Origin of the sequence: Gimesia benthica (genome assembly GCF_009720525.1) — a bacterium.
Taxonomy (GTDB): Bacteria; Planctomycetota; Planctomycetia; order Planctomycetales; family Planctomycetaceae; genus Gimesia; species Gimesia benthica.
The window spans coordinates 7,573,126-7,594,584 of the sequence record NZ_CP043930.1; the positions used below are offsets into that span (position 1 = coordinate 7,573,126).

Consider the following 21,459-nt stretch of genomic DNA (forward strand, 5'->3'; position numbering starts at 1 on the left):
CGGGTTTCCGCGGGTTTGCGTCTGTCGAGGAAGTTTCCGAAGCGGGGGGGAGGTCGTTGGTCACAATGGTTCCTTGTCTGCGTCAGTTCAAATGATGATCATCAAACGCCATGCGTGTCGGGCGTGTTACAGTTTCTGTTTCAGTTTGAGCCCCTCGGCGTGGGAGGGATTCTGTTTTAGGAGCAGATCCAGCTCAGTCCGGGCTGCCCCTCGTTGTCCTGCATCCAGCAGTGTTTTAGCAAGCAGGTAACGCTGTTCAGCGTTGTCCTCCTGCAGGTGCAGCAGCATCTTGAGTTCGCGAATGGCAACCGGTTTTAGGTCCAGCTTCAAAGCGATTTCGGAAAGCTGCTGATGCGTTTCCGGATCCAGTACATCCACCTGTAAAGCTGCCTGTCCCCAGCGCAGCGCCTGTTCCAGGTCACCCTGTTTTCGGTAACCCTCCATCAGCAGCTTCATACTGGTTTCATCGTTGGGATCCAGATGCACCAGTTTCAGCAGTGTTTCCTGCAGCTGTTTCTCTTTCTTCTGTTGCTGATAAATAATCGACAGCCCCTGTAACCATTCGGTCTGGTAAGGATAGGTTTGATGAGCCTGTTCGTAAACAGGCAGCGCTTCGTCGAACTTTGTCTGTTTCAGCAGGATCTTACCGGCCAGACTCAGCACATCAACGTCTGGGGCTTTGACAGAGAGCGGTTTCTGGAGAACGTCGAGTGCCGAGTCCAGGTCTTCGGATAGCAGTTCCAGCTGCGCGATCGTCAGTGCCGCCTGGGCCTGAGTCGGATGCGTTTCCAGTACTTTCCTGGCAATGCTGCGGGCTTCCCCTTTCTTACGCAGGCGGAGCAGGCGATATGCGTATTTCCCCGCAAGATCCGGATCACTCTGATTGGCTTCGTACTGCTTCTTAAGCTCACGAAAGCTCAGATCTGCTTCCTCTGACTGATACCCCTTCAGCGAGGCGGTAATCTTCTTGAGGTAAGCATGGTAACGTTTTTCAAACTCATCCTGACTGATCCCGAAGCAATCCTGAATGGCGGTCGCCGTCGATCCCTGCTCCTGATAGGAGAGCAGCAGCTTTTTCAGCGCGTCGTTTCCGAACTCGGCCACCATGAAGTCAGCACAGAGCAGGCTCTGGCAGTAGGCGAAGTTCCAGTTTGAGGACGATTTAGGACGGACGAAGACGCCGTCCAGTTCATCCAGACTGTAGATTTCATTTTTAGGAACCCGTTCAACCAGCAGTTGATTGAACTTCTGAGGTCGAGCTGAATTCTCACTGCGAACAGCCAGGGCTTCGGTAAACCAGTGCGGGATTTTGTACTTCGTCTGCTGTAACGTGAAGACATGCACCAGTTCGTGTTTCAGAACGCTGGCCCAGTTGAACGGCTCCTGCATGGCCGTTGGAGAAGTCAGCGCGACGACAGCGCCGGTTGATGCTCCAATCGTCTGAATCCAGGGCAGGCCGATCATCCGCGCACTGAACCACTGATGGGCCGAGAGCCCTTTGGCGTCATGGTAGATCTCAAACTGCGTTTTGCCCGGCGGTTCGTATCCAAACTGCGCTACCATCTCCGGGTAGATCTCTTCCAGATAGTCGGCCATGTACTGTCCGAGAATGTAATCGGCTTTCGAATCATAGCGGATTACAAAATGATCGGTCACGATCGAGCCGTAAGACTCCAGCACGCCCAGAACCTTGCGCATGTTGCTGACCCGCACATGATAGGGGTCGGCCTGGAAGGCAGCATTGAGGGTTTCCTGAGCAAGATCTGTCCGGCCCATCTGCATGTAGAGCATTCCCAGGGATGTCTGAGGACCGGAAAGTTGCGGCATCAGTTCCCTGGTTTTCAGGTAAGCAAACTCTGCAAACGCGAACTGCCGTTTGAATTCGAGCAGATTCCCCAGCTCAAACAGAAAGTAGCCCGGTTTGGGATTCTCAGCCAGCAGGTCAGTCAATAGCTGAGTAAACCGGGATGATTTTTCCGCTGGTTTTGTTTTCGTTTCTGAATTGTCGAAGAAGGGCTTGAGTGCGTCGGTCGTGGGAACGCCATCCAGCAGCAGAAAGCAGGCCGCCTTCCGTGCCAGCACCAGCTGACTGCGGGGGTTGACCTTTTCCGCTTCTGCAACGGTTTTCAGTGCCTGTGCGTACTGTCCGTTGATCAACTCGAGATCGCATTTCAGCAACAGGGCGGAGAGCAGTCGCGGGTTGATCTTGAGAGCCTTTTCCAGCAGTTCGCTGCTGGTATCGAACTCGCGAATTTCAACCGCGGTCTCTGCCAGTGCGACGTAAACCGGCGCGGCCTGGGAATTCGTTGTCAGTGCCGCCTGGAATTCTTCGGCTGACTGTGGTCGATTGTACTTTTCCTGCAGGATGGAACCGCTCAGGAAAGACGCCTCCCAGACCAGCGGATCGTCTTTGAGGGCATCCGGACAGAGCGTGTTGACCACGAAATTGAAGATCTGTGAAACGCTGTTCCAGCGTGCGTACTGCGTTGCGCCGTCCGCGATGACCAGCAGCGTCTCCGCATCTTCCGGCTGAGCACGATTATAATAGCGGACAAACCAGCGGAAGGCTTCGTTGGCTTCTTCAATCTTACCCGCCTCGGTGAGCAGGTGTGCCTGAATCAGATGCGCCCGCGGTTGATCTGCATCCAGAGTCAACGCCATCGCGACATGCTTTTCGGCCTTTTCATATTGGCCCGCCTCATAATAAAGCTTCGCGGCCCAGGCTTGCAGTTCCGCACGACGCGGATCCTGTTTCAGTGCGGTTTCCAGGCGACGGAATGCAGCCGGCGTGTCACCGGTCTCCAGGTCGATCCGCATCAGGCCCTGCATCAGCTTCCAGTGCGCATCGCTGGTTGGGGGAGAGACGTCAGCCAGCTTCTTCTCAACCCCTGCATAAACTTCACGCGCCTCTGCGTACCGCCCATGCTGCAGGTGCTCGTATGCTGTTTGTAACTGTTCGTCGACCGCAGATGGTTTCTCTGTTTCCGCAGCACGCACAAGGCTGACAGGCAGGGAAGCAGGGAGCAGCAGCCCTGTGATCAGGTAAATCAGGGCAAAGTAGATGACATATTTCCGCATGCGCTCTTCCGTATTTAAATCCCCGGGACATTCCTGCGTTTAGAGAAATGAGGGGCGAGGTGATTTTCGTGGCATCGACTCTTCAACCGGGCTCTCGGTTTCTGTTGCTTCGACTGTCTGCAACTCGTCTGAGGAGTCCGTTTCGTCTTCGACCGTGTTCTGTTCCGGACTGGATCCTGCGGGCAGGGGGAGCCCGAAGCCGAGCACGAGTTCCCGTTTAATTTTGTCGTTGACTTTGGTTACCAGGAACAGTTCTTCGCTCTTCGAGTAGGCGATCAGGTTTCCGTTCCAGTAAGCAAGGCGATTGTGAGCCGTGCTGGGAACGCGTGCGTCTTTGGTCAGAATGCCCACCAGGTTCAGCGGGTCGGCTGCGGACAGGATCGTGAGTTCGTCGCTGCCCGAATCGTCCCGTAACTTTCTCAGTTCCTGAATCGTACCCGACATGGCAAACTGCTCGCCGGCAACGCCCGTCACAAAGCGACCCCCGCGGATTTCACCGCGGGCTTCCAGCCGACGAAAGATCTGCAGCAGTTCAAACCACCGCGGCGCACCGGGCTCCCTAATCAGCAGGTCGCGGAATACCACGCCCCACCGCCTGAGCAGCTGCCACGCCCACTGTTCGACATTTTCGTAATGCTTAAGTCCCCGTTCTTCAATTGGTTCCTCGGGCTCGCGTCGCCAACTGGACCAGCGTCCGGTGTTGTTGGGAGTCGAACGTTTGCGGACCAGACCGATCCGCGATTTCCGTGAGGAACGCCGCTTCTGTGTAGAGCGGTCCTGTGTAAACTGTCGCATACCGGAAAAACTGTCTGAAGTGACCAGTCCGCGGGCAATCAGTTCGCCTAATGAATCAGCAATCTGCGAGGGGAGTGACTCGGTCGCTGTCATCAGATCGGTGGCAAACAGGGCGCCCCGCTGAGTCAACAGTTCCTGTACTTCCTGTGCCGGGCTGCTCAGGCAGGATTCTTCTGATTCGCTCTCTGACTGCACCGGGTTGAAACAGGTTAGCCAGGGAATATCCTCGCGGAGAAAGAACGACACCGGCGCATTGCGGGTGATGCCGGTCATCGGTTTCCCCTGATCCGGGTTGCGCTTGGGAGGATAGAGTCGCCCCCAGCCAATCTCACCGGTGAAACAGAGTTCGTCCAACTGACTGCTCTGATAATTCGAAAGACGTGCCGGCAGGATATCCCGTTCCCAGCAGATCGCCGGGATGTCGATCCCCTGCAGCATCGAGAGTACTTCGAACAGACCATTCGTGCCGGTCCGTTTCTCGCCGCCAGCCAGTCCATGATGATGCGTGAGATAACGAATAAACACACTGGGATCAACAGGCTGTACCTGGGCCCTTAGTCCCTGCAGCGTCAGACGATGAATGCGGGACAGCAGCCGGCGATGACACCATTCTTTGGGCGGGACGACGTTGTCTGACTCTTTAACTTCCGCTTGCTCCTGACCCTCATCTACACTCTGATCCCAGTTTGGATCTTTCACGCGAAAGTAACCCTGCATGGCAGAGCCTTCGCCTTCGAGTGCATACAGGGCCGCTTCGGTTTGCGATTCGGTCATGCCAGCCAGGTCCGCAAGCTCCGCCACCGACAGGGGACCGCAGGTATCCAGCAGTCCTCGAATGATGGCCGTGCGGGCCTCGGTCGACTCCCATTCCTGCTGCACGCCTGCAGGAACTTCGACTGCCGGTGCATGTGTGGAATCGGGGAAAGCAGCCAGGGCCGCGGGCAGTCGTTCGGTCGCTACCCAACTTGGAATTGTATCGTCAGTCGCACGTGTGAGAGTCGTCGCGCGTCCTGTGGCTTCGAGTTCCCGATACCAGTCGGCCCAGTCGGGACACTGGTGGATGGGGAGATGAATCCGCCCCAGCAGGACATCGTGGAATTCGTCTGCATTGCGAACCAGGGGCTGCGCTTCCTGGCAGACCTGCGCGATTGCCTCGGGCGACAATCTTCCCAGGTCTTCCACACTTTCCACAGACAGTGTGTGCCGCGTTGCCACGGCTCGGGCGCGTCGTTCCTGGGCTTCGCCCCCGTCCAGGAAGGTGTACGGGCTGGAATCCAATAGCTCATAACAAAAGGGGGACGGCTCCCGGGTATCCCGGGGGATCAGCTTGATCTGGTCCTGCTCAATTTCCAGTAAGACCTGTTTGAGTCCGTCGATATCGAGTTGTTCGTTAAGGCAGTCGTAGAGTGTCTGGTCGACGAGAATATGATCAGGGCGGACAATCTCGCCGATCTCGTTTTCCGGACAGCCGGTCAGTCGGGGGAAGACGGCGGTCAGCAGGTCTTCGGCGCGAAACCGTTGCAGCGGAGGCGGAACTTTTTTTCCGTTCTGCATGCGGGAGACGAGCAGGGAGCGCGTCACATTCCACCGCCAGCGGACATGGAACATGGGATGATCCAGAATCGCCTGTTCGGACAGCTGTTGCACGTTGCTGGTATTGAGCATCGAAAACAGACTTTCCAGCGGAAAGCTATGCTGCGGCCCGAGCGAGAGAATGATGCCGTTATCGTCGGCGGTCGCCTGCAGCTCAAAGTTGTAGGAGCGGCAGAACCGCTTGCGCATCGTATAACCCCAGGCCCGGTTGATGTCGCCACCAAAAGGGGCGTGAATCACCAGCTGCATACCCCCGGATTCATCAAAGAACCGCTCGAAGACAATTCGTTTCTGCGTGGGCACCATTCCCAGGGCCGCTTTCTGAGCCTGAATGTATTCCACCGTCTGCTTGGCCGCCCATTCATCAACATTGCATTCGGTCGTCAGCCATAAAATCGCCTGTTCGGGATCTTCAATCCGCTGCGAAAGTTCTTCCCGCAGATGCGAGATCTCGGTCGATAGCTCCAGCGAACGTCCCGGTGCTTCACCAAACCAGAAGGGAATTGACGGCGGCGCACCGTGGGCATCCACCACAGTCACATCGCCGCCACGTACATAGCGGATCTGCCAGGACGTGTTGCCCAGCAGGAAGACGTCCCCGGCCATGCTTTCCACGGCGAATTCTTCGTCCACCGATCCGACCACCGTCTGATCGTCTTCGGTGACGACACGGTACGAGGCAATTTCCGGAATCGCACCGCCGTTCATGGTGGAGACGAGCCGCGCATTCTTACGACTGCGGACCCGCTTCTGTACCTGATCGTGGTGCAAGTAGACGCGACTGCGGCCGGCTGTGCTGCTGATGCCTTCACTCAGAAACTGAATCGTGCTGTCGAAGTCGTTCCGCTTCAGATTGCGATAGGAATACGAACGTGTAACTGCCGCAAACAGCTCCTCGATGTTCCATTCCTGGCTGGAGACTTCCGCCACGATCTGCTGGGCCAGAATATCGATCGGGGCTTCCGGCATACGGACCGTATCCAGGATTCCCTGCTTGATCGACCGAACCAGGGCCATGCTTTCCATTAATTCATCGCGGGAGAGCGCGAAGATCCGTCCTTTGGGCACCAGTCCCAGCGAGTGCCCCGAGCGACCGATCCGCTGCAGGAAGGTCGCGATGCCCCGTGGCGAACCAATCTGTACCACCAGGTCGATGTAGCCGACGTCGATCCCCAGCTCCAGTGAAGCGGTGGCGATGACCGCCTTCAGTTCCCCCGTTTTCAGCTTCTGTTCGGTACGATGCCGGATTTTGGCGGACAACGAGCCGTGATGGCTGCCGACGACTTCTTCTCCCAGTCGCTCGGTCAGCTGATGGGTAATCCGTTCGGCCAGACGCCGTGTGTTGACAAAGATCAGCGTGCTGTGATGAGATTCAATCAACGCGACGATCTGGTCCAGCACTTCCGCCCATTGTTCGTGAGTGCAGATCGCACTCAGTTCCGAAGGGGGGACCTGGATCGCCACATCCAGTGTGCGGGAGTGGCCGATATTCACAATCCGGCAGGTCTGCTCGGGGTGAGCACTCTCCTGTGCCGGGGGAGCAGAACTCGTGATCTCAATCTCGGGACGGTTTCCTACCAGATATTGCGCCACCCGTTCCAGTGGCTTCTGCGTCGCTGACAGCCCAATCCGCTGCAACGGATGCTCGACCAGTGTTTCGAGTCGTTCGAGGGTCAACGACCAGTGCGATCCCCGCTTGTCGCGGAGCAGGGCATGGATTTCGTCGACGATTACAGTTTCGACGGTTTTCAAAGTCTCCCGGCTTTTAGTGCCGGTCAGCATCAGGTACAGCGATTCAGGAGTCGTCACCAGAATATGGGGCGGACGCCGGACTAGCGCAGACCGCTGTGAGGAAGGGGTGTCGCCGGTGCGCAGTCCGATGCGAATCGGCGTGAACAGGTAGCCTTCTTCTTCGAGCAGTGCGGAAATTTCTTCCAGCGGCTCGGTCAGGTTGCGATGCATGTCATTGGAGAGCGCCCGTAACGGGGAGACGTAAACGACCACGGTCTCATCATCCAGGTCGCCTTCCAGTGAGCGTTTCACGATGCGATCGATCACTGAAAGAAACGCCGTCAATGTCTTGCCACTCCCGGTGGGGGCGGAAATCAGTGTGTGCTCACCCCGGTTGATGCAGGGCCAGCCCTGCTGCTGCGGTTCGGTAGGGCCCGCAAAGCGTTTGCGAAACCACTTTTCGATGATGGGGTGATAGCCGTAGAATGACATGGTTGCCCTTTAGGGTGCTGATACGATTCGTCCCTGTATTGTAAGGAGTGGCCGCTGAAAATTTAACCTGTTTTCTCCGAAATTCTTACGGTTTCACAGGTCAGGATTGTTGAGACACGCGCGTCTCTCAACAGTGAACGTAATCGAGGCTTTTACGATGAACATGAAGTGTCTCCCATCTGTCTATAGAGAAACGCCACGATTTGTGAAGATTCATTCTGTTCGGGCTGGAATGAAAAGCAGGGCCTTATTTCGAATGTGAAAATCATCTATAATTTTTGTGCAGGAAATGATCCCTGTGGGATAAAATACCGTTAAATGAGTACACCCCCTCTTCCGAAACTCATTATAGTAGTAGAGCCGGGGCGCTGTCCCATCTTGAGGCCGACAACTGAGAACGCGATTTTGTTTTCAGCCTTTGCAGTTCAGACCTGATTGAAAGTCACATCATGAAACACGTCAACCAGATGTTCCTGGCCTTGATTCTGGGACTTTTAGTGCTTAACGGAAATTCTGCGCTCCAGGCTGATCCTGCCAAACAGGCTCCCAAATCCGATAAACCAGCGGATCCACCTGCGAAGAAAGCAGAGCCCGACGGGCCTCCATCGATACCCGCGCAGTTCATGTCAATCGAAAGTCCCGTGGGTGAGGTCACCTACGGACGCGTGACCAATGCCGCCCTGGCACTGCAGAACGAAGCTGCTCAAGCCGGAGAGACCGGCTATCTGGTGCTTAAAATCACACCCGGTTCGAGCCCCTTTCACCAGGTGCAGGGACTGGCGAAATTTCTGGCCTCGTCTAAATTATCCAGCTTGAAAACAATTGCCTGGATCCCGGAGACGGTCATAGGTAATAACGTGGTTCTGGCACTTGCCTGTGATGAAATCGTGATGCACCCCGATGCAGAACTGGGCGACATCGGATACGGTAAAGCACTGGATCGGGACGAACAGCAGTTTGTGCTCTCGATCGTGGAAAAACGTCACAATCCCAAGCTGAGCCGGGCACTGGCTCTGGGCATGATGGATCCGCAGCAGGCCGTCCTGAAAGTGAAAATCCAGCAGGGCGAAGGTAAGAATAAGCAGGTCGAATCGCGGGTGGTCACTCCCGAGGAACTGAAGCGATTGCGGGACAATCAGGCCGTGATCACCGATGTGGAAACCATCAAAGAAGTCGGTTCGCTGGGCGTTTTTTCGGGCAGCAAAGCCCGGGCCGTCGATGTGCTGGTCCAGCAACTGGCCCATTCCCGGGGAGATCTTTCCGAATTCTACGGCATTCCGCGGGAAAAGCTGCGCGACGATCCGACGGTGGGAGAAGCGCCAAAAGTAATGTTGATCAAGGTCGACGGGATGATTTCACCTATTCTGGAAACGTTCATCGAACGGCAGATCAATCGGGCTGTCAACTCCGGGGCCAATATGCTGGTGTTTGAAATCGATTCTGGCGGTGGATACCTGCTTTCCGGGATGAATCTGGCAAACCGCATTGCCGATCTCGAATCCAGTAAGGTTCGTACTGTCGCCTATATCCCCGATCGTGCCATGAGCAGTGCCGCGATTATTGCCCTGGGCTGTGATGAGATTTTTCTCAAACCCAACGGGCAGATTGGCGATGCGGGGGTCATGCATGAGAATAAAAATGGGCAGTTCGAATTCGTACCGGAAAAAATTCTGAGCCCGATTCGAGTGACGATTCGGGATCTCGCAGAAAAGAAAGGCCGGCCGCCGGCGGTTTGTGAAGCGATGATGGATAAAGACCTGGAAGTCTTTGAAGTCACCAACAGCAAAACCGGTCAGCTCTGGTTCATGTCCGATACCGAAATTCATGAATCGAACGGGGAATGGATCAAAGGCCCGATGATTCCCGAGTCGAAAAAGGGCAACCTGTTGACCGTCAACGGCGTTCGGGCTCACGAACTCAAACTCGCAGAGCCTCCCGTACGTGAAATGGATGAACTCAAGCAGCGCCTGGGAATCGCCGCTGGTGTCAACTTGAAAGCGGTCGGGCGCACCTGGGTCGACACCCTCGTTTTTTACCTTAACACGGGAGCGGTGACCTTTCTGCTATTCTTTATGGGAGCCCTGTTCATCTACCTCGAACTCTACACGCTGACTGGGATGTTCGGAATTATGTCAGCCGTCTGTTTCGGCTTGTTTTTCTGGAGCAAATTCCTGGGAGGGACTGCTGGATACCTCGAGATCGTCCTGTTCGTGATCGGCATGATCTGCATTCTGATGGAGATCTTCGTCATTCCCGGTTTCGGGATCTTCGGCGTTTCCGGAGGGTTGCTGATCGTCTCTTCGATCATTTTAGCCAGCCAGACCTTCGGGGATTTCAATACACTGCGTCCCGGTTCTGATTTCACCAACATGACCAACACCGTCGGCACCATGAGTGCCTCCCTGGTGACGGTTATTGTGCTGGCGTTGATTCTGAATCGGTTTCTGCCCGAGTCACGGCTGATGAGTTCGATTATTCTCGCACCGCCGGGCGACAATCAGCGTCCAGGCGGTCACGAGATCCGCCTGGACCCCGAACTGCTCGGCAACTTTGACAGTGTCCAGCGCCACGGACTGGAGTTAAAAGTGGGCATGCAGGGGGTGACCACATCCGTTTTACGACCCGCAGGACGGGTCGAAATTGATGGAGTCTGGATCGATGTGATCAGCGAAGGCCCCTATATCCAGGTCGGGATACCGGTCGAAATTGCCCAGATTCAAGGGAATGAAATTGTGGTGCGTGAAGTAAGTTCCGATGAGGAAACCGCTTAGGGTGATGCGGACTCTTGTGTGGGGCAGTGGGCTTATGTGTATGCTTTTCCGGTTGTCAGGGTATGCTGACGGTTTAAATTGATTCAGAAACGTTTTTATAAACCGTCTAGCGTATCCATTGAATAATCTATTCAAATTGCTACATTAAGTACCTTAAATACCCTGAAAGCTAGCGTAATAGCTTTGTTTTCTCTCGCCATTACCCGTCTCAGAAAGTCCAGACAAGGATCGTAGTGGCTGTCTTTGCATGGGGAAGTCCCCGATCTTCTCTGTTTGTCAAGTTGTTAGTTGTAAAGGTTTAAGTGAAAGAATGTCAGTCACTCAGGAACGAAGAGCAGAATTGATTCAAGAGTATCAGTCGAAACAAGGGGATACCGGATCTGCTGAAGTGCAGATTGCTGTGCTTACCGAACGGATTGTAAATTTAACCGAGCACCTCCGGTCCAACGTGAAAGATCACGCGAGTCGTCGTGGCCTGCTGCAGATGGTCAGCCGCCGCCGTGGTCTGCTGGATTATTTGCACAAAAAGAATGCAGAAAGCTATAGGGAAATTCTCGATCGGCTGAATATCCGAAAGTAATTTCGGTTGTTCGCTGATCTTTGTCGGTTTGTCGGAAAAGAATTAGGAAATTATTGTGAAAGTAGTTGTTGAATGTGAGGTTGGCGGACAGAAACTTAGTCTTACAACTGGTCAGTTAGCGAAGCAGGCCGCAGGGTCTGTTCTTATTCAGTATGGTGAAACTGTCGTCTTTGTCGCAACGGCGACGGGCCCTGCAAGAGAGGGAACTGACTTTTTCCCTCTGACAGTTGATTATCGGGAACGGGCTGCTGCTGCAGGCAAGTTCCCCGGTGGATTTTTGAAACGGGAAGGACGTCCTACCACCAAGGAAATCCTGACGGCACGCTTGACCGATCGTCCGATTCGTCCCCTGTTTCCCAAAGAATTTAAAGATGAACTGCAGGTCATGTCTAACGTCATGTCCTGCGATGGATTTAACGATCCTGACGTGCTGTCAATCAACGCGGCCAGTGCGGCACTGTGCCTCTCTCCGGTTCCCTTCCAGGGACCAATCGCCGCCGTTCGCCTGGGACGCATCAATGGCGAACTGATTACCTTGCCGACTCGGGAACAGATCGCTGAAAGCGACCTGGATCTGATCGTTGCCGGCTCAAGCAAATCGGTTCTGATGATCGAAGGTTTCGGAAGCCAGATTCCTGAAGACGAGATGTCTGCAGCAATCATGCACGCTCATTCCGAGCTGAAGAAGATCATTGATCTGCAACTGGAACTGCGTGAAAAGGCCGGTGTTGAGCCCTTCGAATACGAAGCACCTCCGGAAAATCCCTTCATCGCGAAACTGGATGATCCCATCTACCAGAAACTGGCCGCTGCCATGCAGAGCACGGTCAAAGCAGAACGTCGTGAAGGCACCAAAGTCATTCACAACGAACTGGTAGAAAAGTTCTTCCCCGAAGAAGCAAAAGAAACCGCAGACGGCGCAACTCGCGCTCAGTTCGAAGAAGCCTTCCATGATCTGGAACAACGGGCCGTTCGCGAACTGGCAATGAGCGGTCGTCGTCTTGACGGTCGTACTCCCGATCAGCTGCGGGATGTCGCCTGTGAGACATCGACACTCCCTCGCGTGCATGGTTCTGCCGTCTTCACTCGTGGCGAAACTCAGTCCATGGCAACCGTTACCCTGGGTACATCGCGTGACCAGCAGCGGGTTGATGGTCTGTTTGAAGAAGAACTGCAGCGGTTCATGCTGCACTACTACTTCCCTTCGTTCTCCGTGGGTGAATGTCGCCCGATTCGTGGACCAGGACGTCGTGAAATTGGTCACGGCTGTCTGGCAGAACGTTCCGTTGCACCAGTACTGCCCAGCGAAGAAGACTTCCCTTACACCATCCGCGTGATCTCCGATATTCTGGAATCCAACGGTAGTAGCTCGATGGCCTCTGTCTGTTCGGCGACTCTCTCGCTGATGGACGCTGGTGTCCCGCTGCGTCAGCCTGTTGCCGGGATCTCAATCGGCCTGGTGACTCAGGGAGACGACTTCAAAGTTCTGACCGACATCATCGGCGATGAAGACCACTTCTGCGATATGGACTTCAAAGTCGCCGGTACCCAGAAAGGGATTACCGGGATTCAGCTCGACCTGAAAAATGATGGTATTGGTGAAGATATTATCAAAGCAACTCTGGAAGCCGCCAAAAAGGCCCGTCTGGAACTGCTGCGAACCATGCTTACCGCCATTCGTCGTCCTCGGGCAGAAATCTCTGCCTACGCACCACGTCTGCACCAGACCAAGATCAATCCTGAAAAGATTGGTCTGCTCATCGGTCCGGGTGGTAAGACAATCCGTGCGATCCAGGAAGACACTGGTGCGACCATCGACATTCAGGACGACGGAACCGTTACCATCTCTGGTGGCAATGTAGAAATCGTTGAGAAAGCTCTGGCTCACATCGAAGCTTTGACCGAAGAGATTCGCGTCGGACGGATTTACGATGGTGTGGTCAGTTCGATCAAAGAATTCGGTGCATTCATTGAGATTGCTCCTGGTAAAGATGGTCTCTGCCACATCAGCGAACTGTCGGATGGGTTCGTGAAATCGGTCAGTGACATCTGTAAAATGGGCGACCGTCTGCAGGTGAAGGTCATCGCCGTTGATGATCAGAACCGCGTCAAACTCTCCCGCAAAGCCGTTCTGGCTGAACAGGCTGCTGCGGAAGGAAATGGCGACGCTGTTGCAGCGGAAGAAGAGTAAGGGCCATCGATCACCTGAATTGACCGGGGTTCAAAGCAAACTCACACCAGCGAGTGTTGAACTGCTGAAAACCCCGTCATTCCAGGTCTGACAGACAATGGCTCAGTCACTCTTTTGATCTGAGATAAATATAAAACGATGAAGGAGCTCGATTTGAGATGACTTCATCGTTTTATTTTTGAAACAGCAGTTTCTGATACAAGAGTGGAACAGCAGACCATCGTGCTCCACTATTTTGTCCGTCCGGTTGGGAAGTAACCATGCAGAGACCATCCGCAGTCAACGAGAGTCCGCTGAGTGTTGCAGAACGGGAAAAGCTGGAAGCCCAGTATTCCGAAATCGCAACGCTGGCCGGCGGCCTGGCGCATGAAATCAAAAACCCGCTCTCCACGATGAGCATGAACCTTGAACTGCTCACTGAAGATCTGGAGACTCTGGATGTTCCCTCCCGTCATCGCATGCTGAAAAAAGTCGAAAGCGTGCAGCGGGAATGTAAACACCTGCAGGAGATCCTGGATGCCTTCCTGCAGTTCGCCCGGGTAGGCAAGCTGGCACTGACTACCGCCAACCTGAATTCCCTGGTAAGCGACTTCATCGACTTCTTCCGCCCTCAGGCCAATGAAGCCGGCATCGAAATCAGCCCGCACTTCGACGCGGACCTGCCTGCGGTCCAGATTGATCCCGCTTTGTTTCGGCAGGTGTTGATGAACCTGGCGCTGAACGTGGTTCAGGCAATGCCCGATGGCGGTCTGATCGAATTACAGACTTCGCATCGGGATGGCACCGTCTACCTCGATATCATCGATAACGGTAAAGGCATCGATGAAAAGGTTAAGTCGCGGATGTTCGACGCCTTCTTTTCCACGAAAGCGGGAGGCAGTGGCCTGGGACTGCCCACGGTCAAAAAGATCGTCGATGCCCATCACGGCACGATTGAATGTGACAGTGAACCCGGTCGCGGGACGCGGTTTACCATTTCCTTCCCCGTTTGCTGAAGAATGATTCCCTGCACAATTTCATTACATTTTCGACTTGAATAAGATGTGTTCTGTCCGTCCGGCTGTGCTCTTTCCTGCAGGAAAACATGGCTACGGCGGTCAGACCCTGATAACAATATTATACGTTCGTAACTGATAGAAGGCAGAAAGTCTGCTCGATGAGCGCGAAAGACGCCCCGGAAACTGATCTTGAATCAATCGTGATTCGTGTCCTGATCATTGATGACGATGAAGCACATGCCCAGGCGGTGGCAGAAAGCCTGGAGCGGGTTGGCTGTGAGTGTAAAATCGCCACCTCAGGGGAGCAGGGCGCCAAGCTGATTGAACGCGAAACGGCAGACATCGTGATCACCGATCTGCGCATGGATGGCGTCGATGGTCTCTCAATCCTCCGCACTGCCAAGGAAGAACTTCCCGACGCCGAAGTCATCGTGTTGACCGGGCACGGTTCGATCAACTCTGCTGTGACTGCGATGCAGCTCGGGGCCTACACCTATCTCACCAAGCCGCTGGACATCAGCGAACTCCGCAACGCGGTCGAAAAGGCGTCCACACGCGTCCGTCTCATGCGACGCAATGCAGAACTGCATCGCCGACTGGACGAAAAATTCGGCTTCGAAGGCGTGATCGGCAACACGCCCCAGATGCATAAGATTGTCGAAAAGCTGAAGAATGTCGCTTCCACGAACAGCACCGTGCTGATTGAAGGCGAGAGCGGAACCGGGAAAGAACTCGTTGCCCGGGCCATTCATCAGAACAGCGAGCGTAAGAGCAAGCCTTTCGTTCCCCTCAACATCTCGGCATTGCCGGACAGTATTCTGGAGAGTGAACTCTTCGGGCACGAACAGGGGGCCTTTACCGGTGCCGTCGGTAAGCGGATTGGAAAGTTCGAGCATGCCAACGGGGGAACCCTCTTTCTGGATGAAGTCGGCGAAATGCCGATGCAGACCCAGATCAAACTGCTGCGTGTTCTCGAAGACCGTAAGATCGCCCGCCTGGGAACCAATGAAGAGATCAGTCTCAACGTTCGTCTGGTGGCTGCAACGAATGCGGATCTGCTCGAAATGGTGAAGAAGGGAACCTTCCGACAGGATCTGTACTATCGGCTGTCAGTGGTAAAAATCGAACTGCCCCCACTGCGGGAGCGGCGGGGGGACATACCGCTGCTGACCGATCATTTCCTGAAAGAGCTTTCCGCCCAGTACGACAAGCCTTACGAGGGTGTTTCGCGGGCCGCCCGTCGCGCGCTGATGTCATACGACTGGCCTGGCAATATCCGTCAATTGCGCAATGCCGCCGAGCGAATGCTGGTGCTGGACACCGATGGCATTTTGGATCTGGACGACCTGCCTGAAGAGATCGTACCTGTCGCGGGACCGGATGGAGACAGCAGCTATACCTCGGATCGTTCCGGTGCCGATTTTCTCATTGGCCGTCCTTTCTCTGAGGTAGAACGCTACTACATTGAGCGGGCCCTCGATCTGGCGGATGGCAAGCGGGAAGAAGCAGCCAAGATGCTGGGCATCGGTGAGCGGACCCTCTACCGGAAGCTCAAAGAGTACCAAAAGCAGAAAGAGGAGCAGGGGGGCGTCTGACCCTCGCTGCCAGCCTCTCCAACAGCTCCATTTCGCTCTCGATTTGACGCAGTGAACAGAGCTTGTTGCTGTCTTCTCATTCTAAAGTCCCTCAATTCTTCTCCATCTGTCTTTCGAGTGCCTTCTTGGGGTCTTGTTCTGTAAGTCCTTAATTAGTAATGGTATCGGTGTGATAGATGTTCGCGTGAACTGCAGCAGGTAAACCTTTTTCTGCCCAGGTACGCCGGGAAAATGAATAATTTCCTGCGACATCTTGACAAATATTGACGATCCGTCAAAATAAGGACGCTATGAGTACACGAGAACGCAAACAACGTGAAATTCAGGAACGCGAGGCCAAAATCCTCGAATGCGCCCGTCCCATGTTCATTGAGGGGGGCTATAACGGTCTGAATATGGACCGCCTGACCAGCATGCTCGAGTACTCCAAGGGGACGATCTACAATCACTTCTCCTGCAAAGAAGAGATCATTATCACCCTCGCGATCCAGACGCTGGAAAAGCGACTGGCGATGTTTGAAAAGGCGTCCCTCTTCCAGGGGACCTCGCGCGAGCGTATTGCCGCCATCGGAACCGCTGCTGAACTGTTTGTGAAACTCTACCCCGATCACTTTCGAGTCGAACAGACGATTCGGCTTGATTCCATCTGGGAAAAGACCTCAGAGGAACGGCGGAAGATTATGGCCAATTGTGAACATCGCTGCATGGGGGTTGTGGGAGGCATCGTTCGTGATGCCATCGCCCGGGACGATCTTGTTTTGGATAACCACGCAACACCCGAAGAAATCGTCTTCGGTCTCTGGTCGCTCTCTTTCGGGGGCTACTCGATCATCGCCACCAGTAATTCGCTGGATGAAATCGGAATTTCTGCACCCTTCGAAATGCTGCGTCGTAATTTCAATCGTTTTCTGGATGGAATTGATTGGCAGCCGCTCAGTTCTACCGTCGACTACGATGCGGTCTTTGATCGTGTCAGCGAGGAGGTGTTTGGAAATGAACTCCAGCAGATCTCTGTCTGAAACGCTTTTTTTTCTCCCAAAGTTGACGAATCGTCAATTCGCCTCATACCTGTTCAGGCGACTGAGGCTTCCTTTGATGCTCGCGCTGATGGTCTGTCTGACCGGCGGTTACTGGTTGTTTCATAAGCAGGCCTTCTCCACAGAAGTCACCGCGAAACAGCAGTCTCAGGAGCAGGGGGTTCCCGTTGAAGTCGTAGAGCTGAAGCCCGTCGATTCATTTGCGCGGAAACGTACCTATACCGGTAAAGTTGAAGCTGCACGCACCAGCGAACTCTCACTGGAACGTAGTGGCAAGTTGATTGAGATCAATGTGGACGAGGGAGATCCGGTCAAAGCCGACATGATCCTGGCCCGTCTTGATACCCGTCACCTGAAGATTGTCCGCCAGAAGCTCCAGGCAGAGCGGGATGCGGCTCAGGCCAAGCTGGATGAACTCCTCGCCGGTCCCCGTCCCCAGACCATTGCCGCCGCGGAGGCCACCGTCAGACAGCTGATAGCCAAGCTGAAAAATCTGCAGTCGGATCATGCACGCAATGAACAACTGCTGGAACGCAACGCGATCTCCAAGGCTGTGTATGAAGCTTCGCAGTATGATGTCCAGCAGCAGCAGGCACAGCTCGATGCGGCGCAGAGCCAGCTCTCGGAATTGAAGGAAGGGACACGCAAGGAGCAGCTGGCTGCTCAGAAAGCGGTCGTCGCTAACCTGGATGCTCAACTGGCAGATAACCAGATCGATCTGGAAGACACGGTACTCAAAGCACCATTCTCAGGACGCATCTCGAAACGTTATGCGGATGAAGGGACCGTGATCTCCCCCGAGACGCCGCTGCTGCGACTGGTAGAAGATCAACAGCTTGAAGCCCACATCGGGGTGCCGGTCGAAATGACACCCGGGCTGAAGCGTGGTGCCCGTCAGCAGGTACAACTCAATGGCAAAACATACCAGTCAACTCTGAAAGCGGTCCTGCCCGAACTCGATCCGGTGACGCGGACTCGTGAAGTCGTGCTGGCACTCGATAAACAGGCAGCCGAGCAGTTGATTCCCGGGCAGGTGATTCGTCTTGCGATGGAAGAGCCTGTGGAAATGCGGGGCTTCTGGCTGCCACTCAGTGCCCTGGCACGGGGAGAACGCGGCCTCTGGTCGGCGTATGCTGTCGTACCGGGGAAAGTGGAAGGGGAATTGATTCTGGAGAAACGGCAGATCGAAGTTCTGCACACGGAAGGCGACCGGGTCCTCGTCCGGGGGACATTGAAATCAGGAGACCGGATGGTCGTAGATGGAATTCATAAACTGGCGAATAACCAACGGGTGGTGATCAAGTCCGATTCCTGATTTACGGAATCACTGATCCAGTTCCATAGCGCACGTTGAGCCGTAGCCTGCAACCTTTCAGGACAGAATGGGAAAATCAGAAATGCTGGAAGGCTTATTCTATCGTAACCGCCGCTTACTGATTCTGTTGATGGCCCTGATTGCCGTCGCCGGACTGTCGAGCTTCTATATCCTGCCCCGTATGGAAGATCCTGTGCTCACCAAACGCTCGGCTCTGGTGCAGACCCGCTTCCCCGGTGCCGATGCCACGCGCGTCGAATCGCTGGTCTCTGAAAGAATCGAAGAAGAACTCCGTGAGATTGACGAAATCAAAGAACTGCGGTCCATCTCCCGCTCGGGAATGTCCACGATTACCATCGAACTCCGCGACGATGTCTACGAGGTAGACGAAGTCTGGTCGCGGATTCGCGATAAAATCGATGATGCCCGCGTCGAGTTCCCCTCGGGAGCGAAAGAACCCGACTTCGAAGAGATGGACGTCAAAGCTTATGCCCTGATCGTAGCGCTGGTCTGGGATAATCCAAATCCGGTTAACTACGCCGTACTCCGTCGATCGGCGAAACAGCTGGAAGACCGACTGCGGGCCGTTTCCGGCACCGAAGATATCGACACCTTTGGCGACCCCGACGAAGAAATTCTGGTCGAGATTCAACCCGACCGGGTGGCGACGCTTGGATTGAGTGTTGAGCAAATCGCCCGGCAGGTGGAAGCCTCCGACGCTAAGCTCACAGCAGGCTTGCTACGGGGACAGAAAAGCGATCTGCTGATCGACGTCGATTCGGAACTCGATTCCCTGGCGCGAATCGCCCGGACTCCGGTGCAGTTCGGCTCGGAAGGACATTCGGTTCAGCTGGGAGATATCGCCACGATCCACAAAGGGGTAGCACAGCCCTTGAGCAGCCTGGTGGTCGCTGATGGGAAACCCGCGGTGACCCTGGGGATGTTCGTTCGGGACAGCATGCGCATCGATCACTGGAGCCAGGAGGCGAAAAACGTCATTCGCGAGTTTGAACAGTCTCTTGCCGATGATGTGCAGGTGCAGATGCTGTTCGACCAGAACCGCTACGTTGAGGCCCGTTTGAGCGGTCTGATCTGGAACCTGCTGTTTGGCGGACTGGCTGTAATTGTGGTGATCGTCTTCATGATGGGCTGGCGGAATGCCCTGGTGATTGGAACCGCATTGCCCCTGTCAGCCTTCATGGTTCTCGCAGGGCTGCGGATGCTTGATATTCCCATTCATCAGATGTCGGTAACCGGGCTGATTATCGCACTGGGGCTATTGATCGACAACGCGATTGTGGTGGTCGATGAAGTCCGTTCCAAGCTACATGCCCGCATGGCTCCCGAGGATGCTGTGATTTCGACGGTCCGGCATCTGGCGGTTCCCCTGCTGGGATCTACCCTGACCACCGCTCTGGCTTTTGCGCCAATCGCACTCATGCCCGGACCGGCGGGGGAATTTGTGGGTTCGATTGCGATCAGCGTGATTCTGGCGATCTGCAGTTCGTTCTTCCTTGCGATGACGGTCATCCCCGCGATTGCAGCCCTGTTTGCTGATCCTGAAGAAGATCCGGAGACCGGTCACTGGTGGCAGGTGGGCTTCAGTCATGCGGGATTGCGGAACGCGTATTCGAAATCACTCGATTTTCTGTTTTCCAAACCGATACTCGGCGTGGGGCTGGGGTGTATCCTGCCGGTGAGTGGCTTCATTGTGGCTGGTTCTTTGCCCGAACAGTTCTTTCCCCCCGCTGACAGAGATCAGATCAACATTGAACTGGAACTCAGCGCCCATGCTTCTCTTGCAGAGACGCGGGAGACCATCGCGGCCATCCGTGAGGTCGTGCTCGAACATCCCCAGGTCAGAGGGATCGAATGGTTTCTGGGTGAGAGTGCCCCTCAGTTCTATTACAACATCATCGCCAAGCGGGAGAACAGTTCCAATTTCGCCCAGGCACTGGTGCAGCTCAACTCAGCGCATGGCGGACGACAGCTGATTCACGAACTGCAGCAGGAACTGGATCGAAAAGTACCGCATTCGCGGGTTCTCGTTCGCCAACTCGAGCAGGGGCCCCCTTTGATGCGCCGATTGAAGTCCGGCTGTTCGGCCCCGACCTGCATCAACTCAGCCAGAGTGGCGATGAACTTCGCACCATACTCAGTCAGACACCTGATGTCCTGCATCACAAAGCGGAGTTGGCCGACCCGCTTCCCAAACTCACACTCAAGATTGATGAAGAACAGGCACGGCTCGCGGGCCTGGACCATGCTGAGATTTCCCGGCAGCTCAATGCGGCCCTCGAAGGGACTTTGGGGGGCAGCATCCTGGAAGAGACCGAAGAGCTGCCTGTGCGAATTCGCGTGCCCCACGACCGCCGGGGTTCGCTTGAGAATATCGCATCACTGCAGCTGATCTCCAGTAAGAAAACCCCTGACGGCCAGGCACAGTATGTTCCCCTGACTGCAATTGCCGATGTCAGAATGTCGTCAGAGATCGCAGCGATTTCCCATTTCAACGGCGAACGCATGAACGAAGTGCAGGCTTATATCAAAGCCGGTGTGCTACCCGCAAAAGTGCTGGCTGATTTTCAGGAACGACTGCAGCAGGCCGGCTATGAGCTCCCGCCAGGCTATCGCCTGGAATGGGGCGGAGAAGCTTCCAAGCGAGATGACGCTGTCGGCAATCTGATGGCCAACGTCGGCGTGCTGATGGTGTTGATGGTTGCCACACTGGTGCTCTCGTTTTCCTCGTTTCGGGTCGCAGGACTGGTGGGGGCCGTGGGGATCCTTTCGATCGGTCTGGGACTGGGTATGCTCTGGTTGTTCGGCTTCCCCTTCGGTTTTATGGCGATCGTCGGCTCGATGGGCCTGGCAGGGGTTGCGATTAACGATGCCATCGTGGTGCTCGCGGAACTCCGGGCGAATCCACAGGCCAGAAAAGGGGATCGGGTTGTCGTCCGCGATGTCGTTCTACGTTCAACACGGCACGTCGTCGCGACCTCACTGACAACGGTCGCCGGATTCATTCCGCTGGTGCTGGCGGGAGGCGGCTTCTGGCCTCCTCTGGCGATTACGATCGCGGGGGGCGTCGGCGGAGCGACCTTACTGGCACTCTATTTCATCCCCTCGGCTTATATTCTGGTGATGTGTCGCAACTGTCCCTTACGGGCAGGCGCAGAGGATCCGGTTCCCGAAGGAGAGGGATCGACACTCCTCTCGAAGCTCAAAGATCGATTACCCGCTTTACGATAATTCGTTCAGAGTTTTCGTGCATCCCGGTGTGTGA

The 21,459-nt window shown here is 55.0% G+C and carries 9 protein-coding genes and 1 pseudogene; 8 read left to right on the top strand and 2 right to left on the bottom strand.

All coding sequences use genetic code 11. The features are described from left to right. Window positions 1-126: 126 nt before the first annotated feature. Together F1728_RS29605 and F1728_RS29610 are read right to left on the bottom strand one after the other, a co-directional pair. A complete protein-coding gene (locus F1728_RS29605; protein WP_155367018.1) occupies window positions 127-3,078 on the bottom strand; it encodes a tetratricopeptide repeat protein in 2,952 nt (983 codons plus the stop codon). A 39-nt stretch (window positions 3,079-3,117) separates the two neighbouring features. Further along, window positions 3,118-7,689 (bottom strand): DEAD/DEAH box helicase, encoded by a 4,572-nt coding sequence (locus F1728_RS29610; RefSeq protein ID WP_155367019.1) that lies wholly within the window; start codon window positions 7,687-7,689, stop codon window positions 3,118-3,120. Window positions 7,690-8,138: 449 nt separating this feature from the next. On the opposite strand from F1728_RS29610, the gene F1728_RS29615 reads away from it, so the two are divergent. From F1728_RS29615 to F1728_RS32870, 8 genes and pseudogenes are all read left to right on the top strand, one after another. Next, window positions 8,139-10,460, top strand: a complete 2,322-nt coding sequence (locus tag F1728_RS29615) for an NfeD family protein (protein WP_155367020.1) — start codon at window positions 8,139-8,141, stop codon at window positions 10,458-10,460. Between the two features lie 310 nt (window positions 10,461-10,770). Beyond that, complete coding sequence (gene rpsO / locus F1728_RS29620) at window positions 10,771-11,040, top strand: 30S ribosomal protein S15 (protein ID WP_145041487.1); 270 nt, start codon at window positions 10,771-10,773, stop codon at window positions 11,038-11,040. Window positions 11,041-11,095: 55 nt separating this feature from the next. Next, window positions 11,096-13,231, top strand: coding sequence for a polyribonucleotide nucleotidyltransferase (pnp, locus tag F1728_RS29625; protein WP_155367021.1), 2,136 nt, complete (start codon window positions 11,096-11,098; stop codon window positions 13,229-13,231). Window positions 13,232-13,491: 260 nt separating this feature from the next. Further along, window positions 13,492-14,226 (top strand): sensor histidine kinase, encoded by a 735-nt coding sequence (locus F1728_RS29630; RefSeq protein ID WP_149342186.1) that lies wholly within the window; start codon window positions 13,492-13,494, stop codon window positions 14,224-14,226. Between the two features lie 161 nt (window positions 14,227-14,387). Next, entirely contained in the window at window positions 14,388-15,824 is a 1,437-nt protein-coding gene (locus F1728_RS29635; protein WP_155367022.1) for a sigma-54-dependent transcriptional regulator, read from the top strand. A 290-nt stretch (window positions 15,825-16,114) separates the two neighbouring features. Next, entirely contained in the window at window positions 16,115-16,843 is a 729-nt protein-coding gene (locus F1728_RS29640; protein ID WP_145440885.1) for a TetR/AcrR family transcriptional regulator, read from the top strand. Window positions 16,844-16,919: 76 nt separating this feature from the next. Further along, window positions 16,920-18,176: an efflux RND transporter periplasmic adaptor subunit gene (locus F1728_RS29645; protein WP_194242592.1), complete on the top strand. Its 1,257-nt coding sequence runs from the start codon at window positions 16,920-16,922 to the stop codon at window positions 18,174-18,176. Between the two features lie 82 nt (window positions 18,177-18,258). Next, window positions 18,259-21,425: pseudogene (locus tag F1728_RS32870) on the top strand (efflux RND transporter permease subunit). Window positions 21,426-21,459 lie beyond the last annotated feature (34 nt).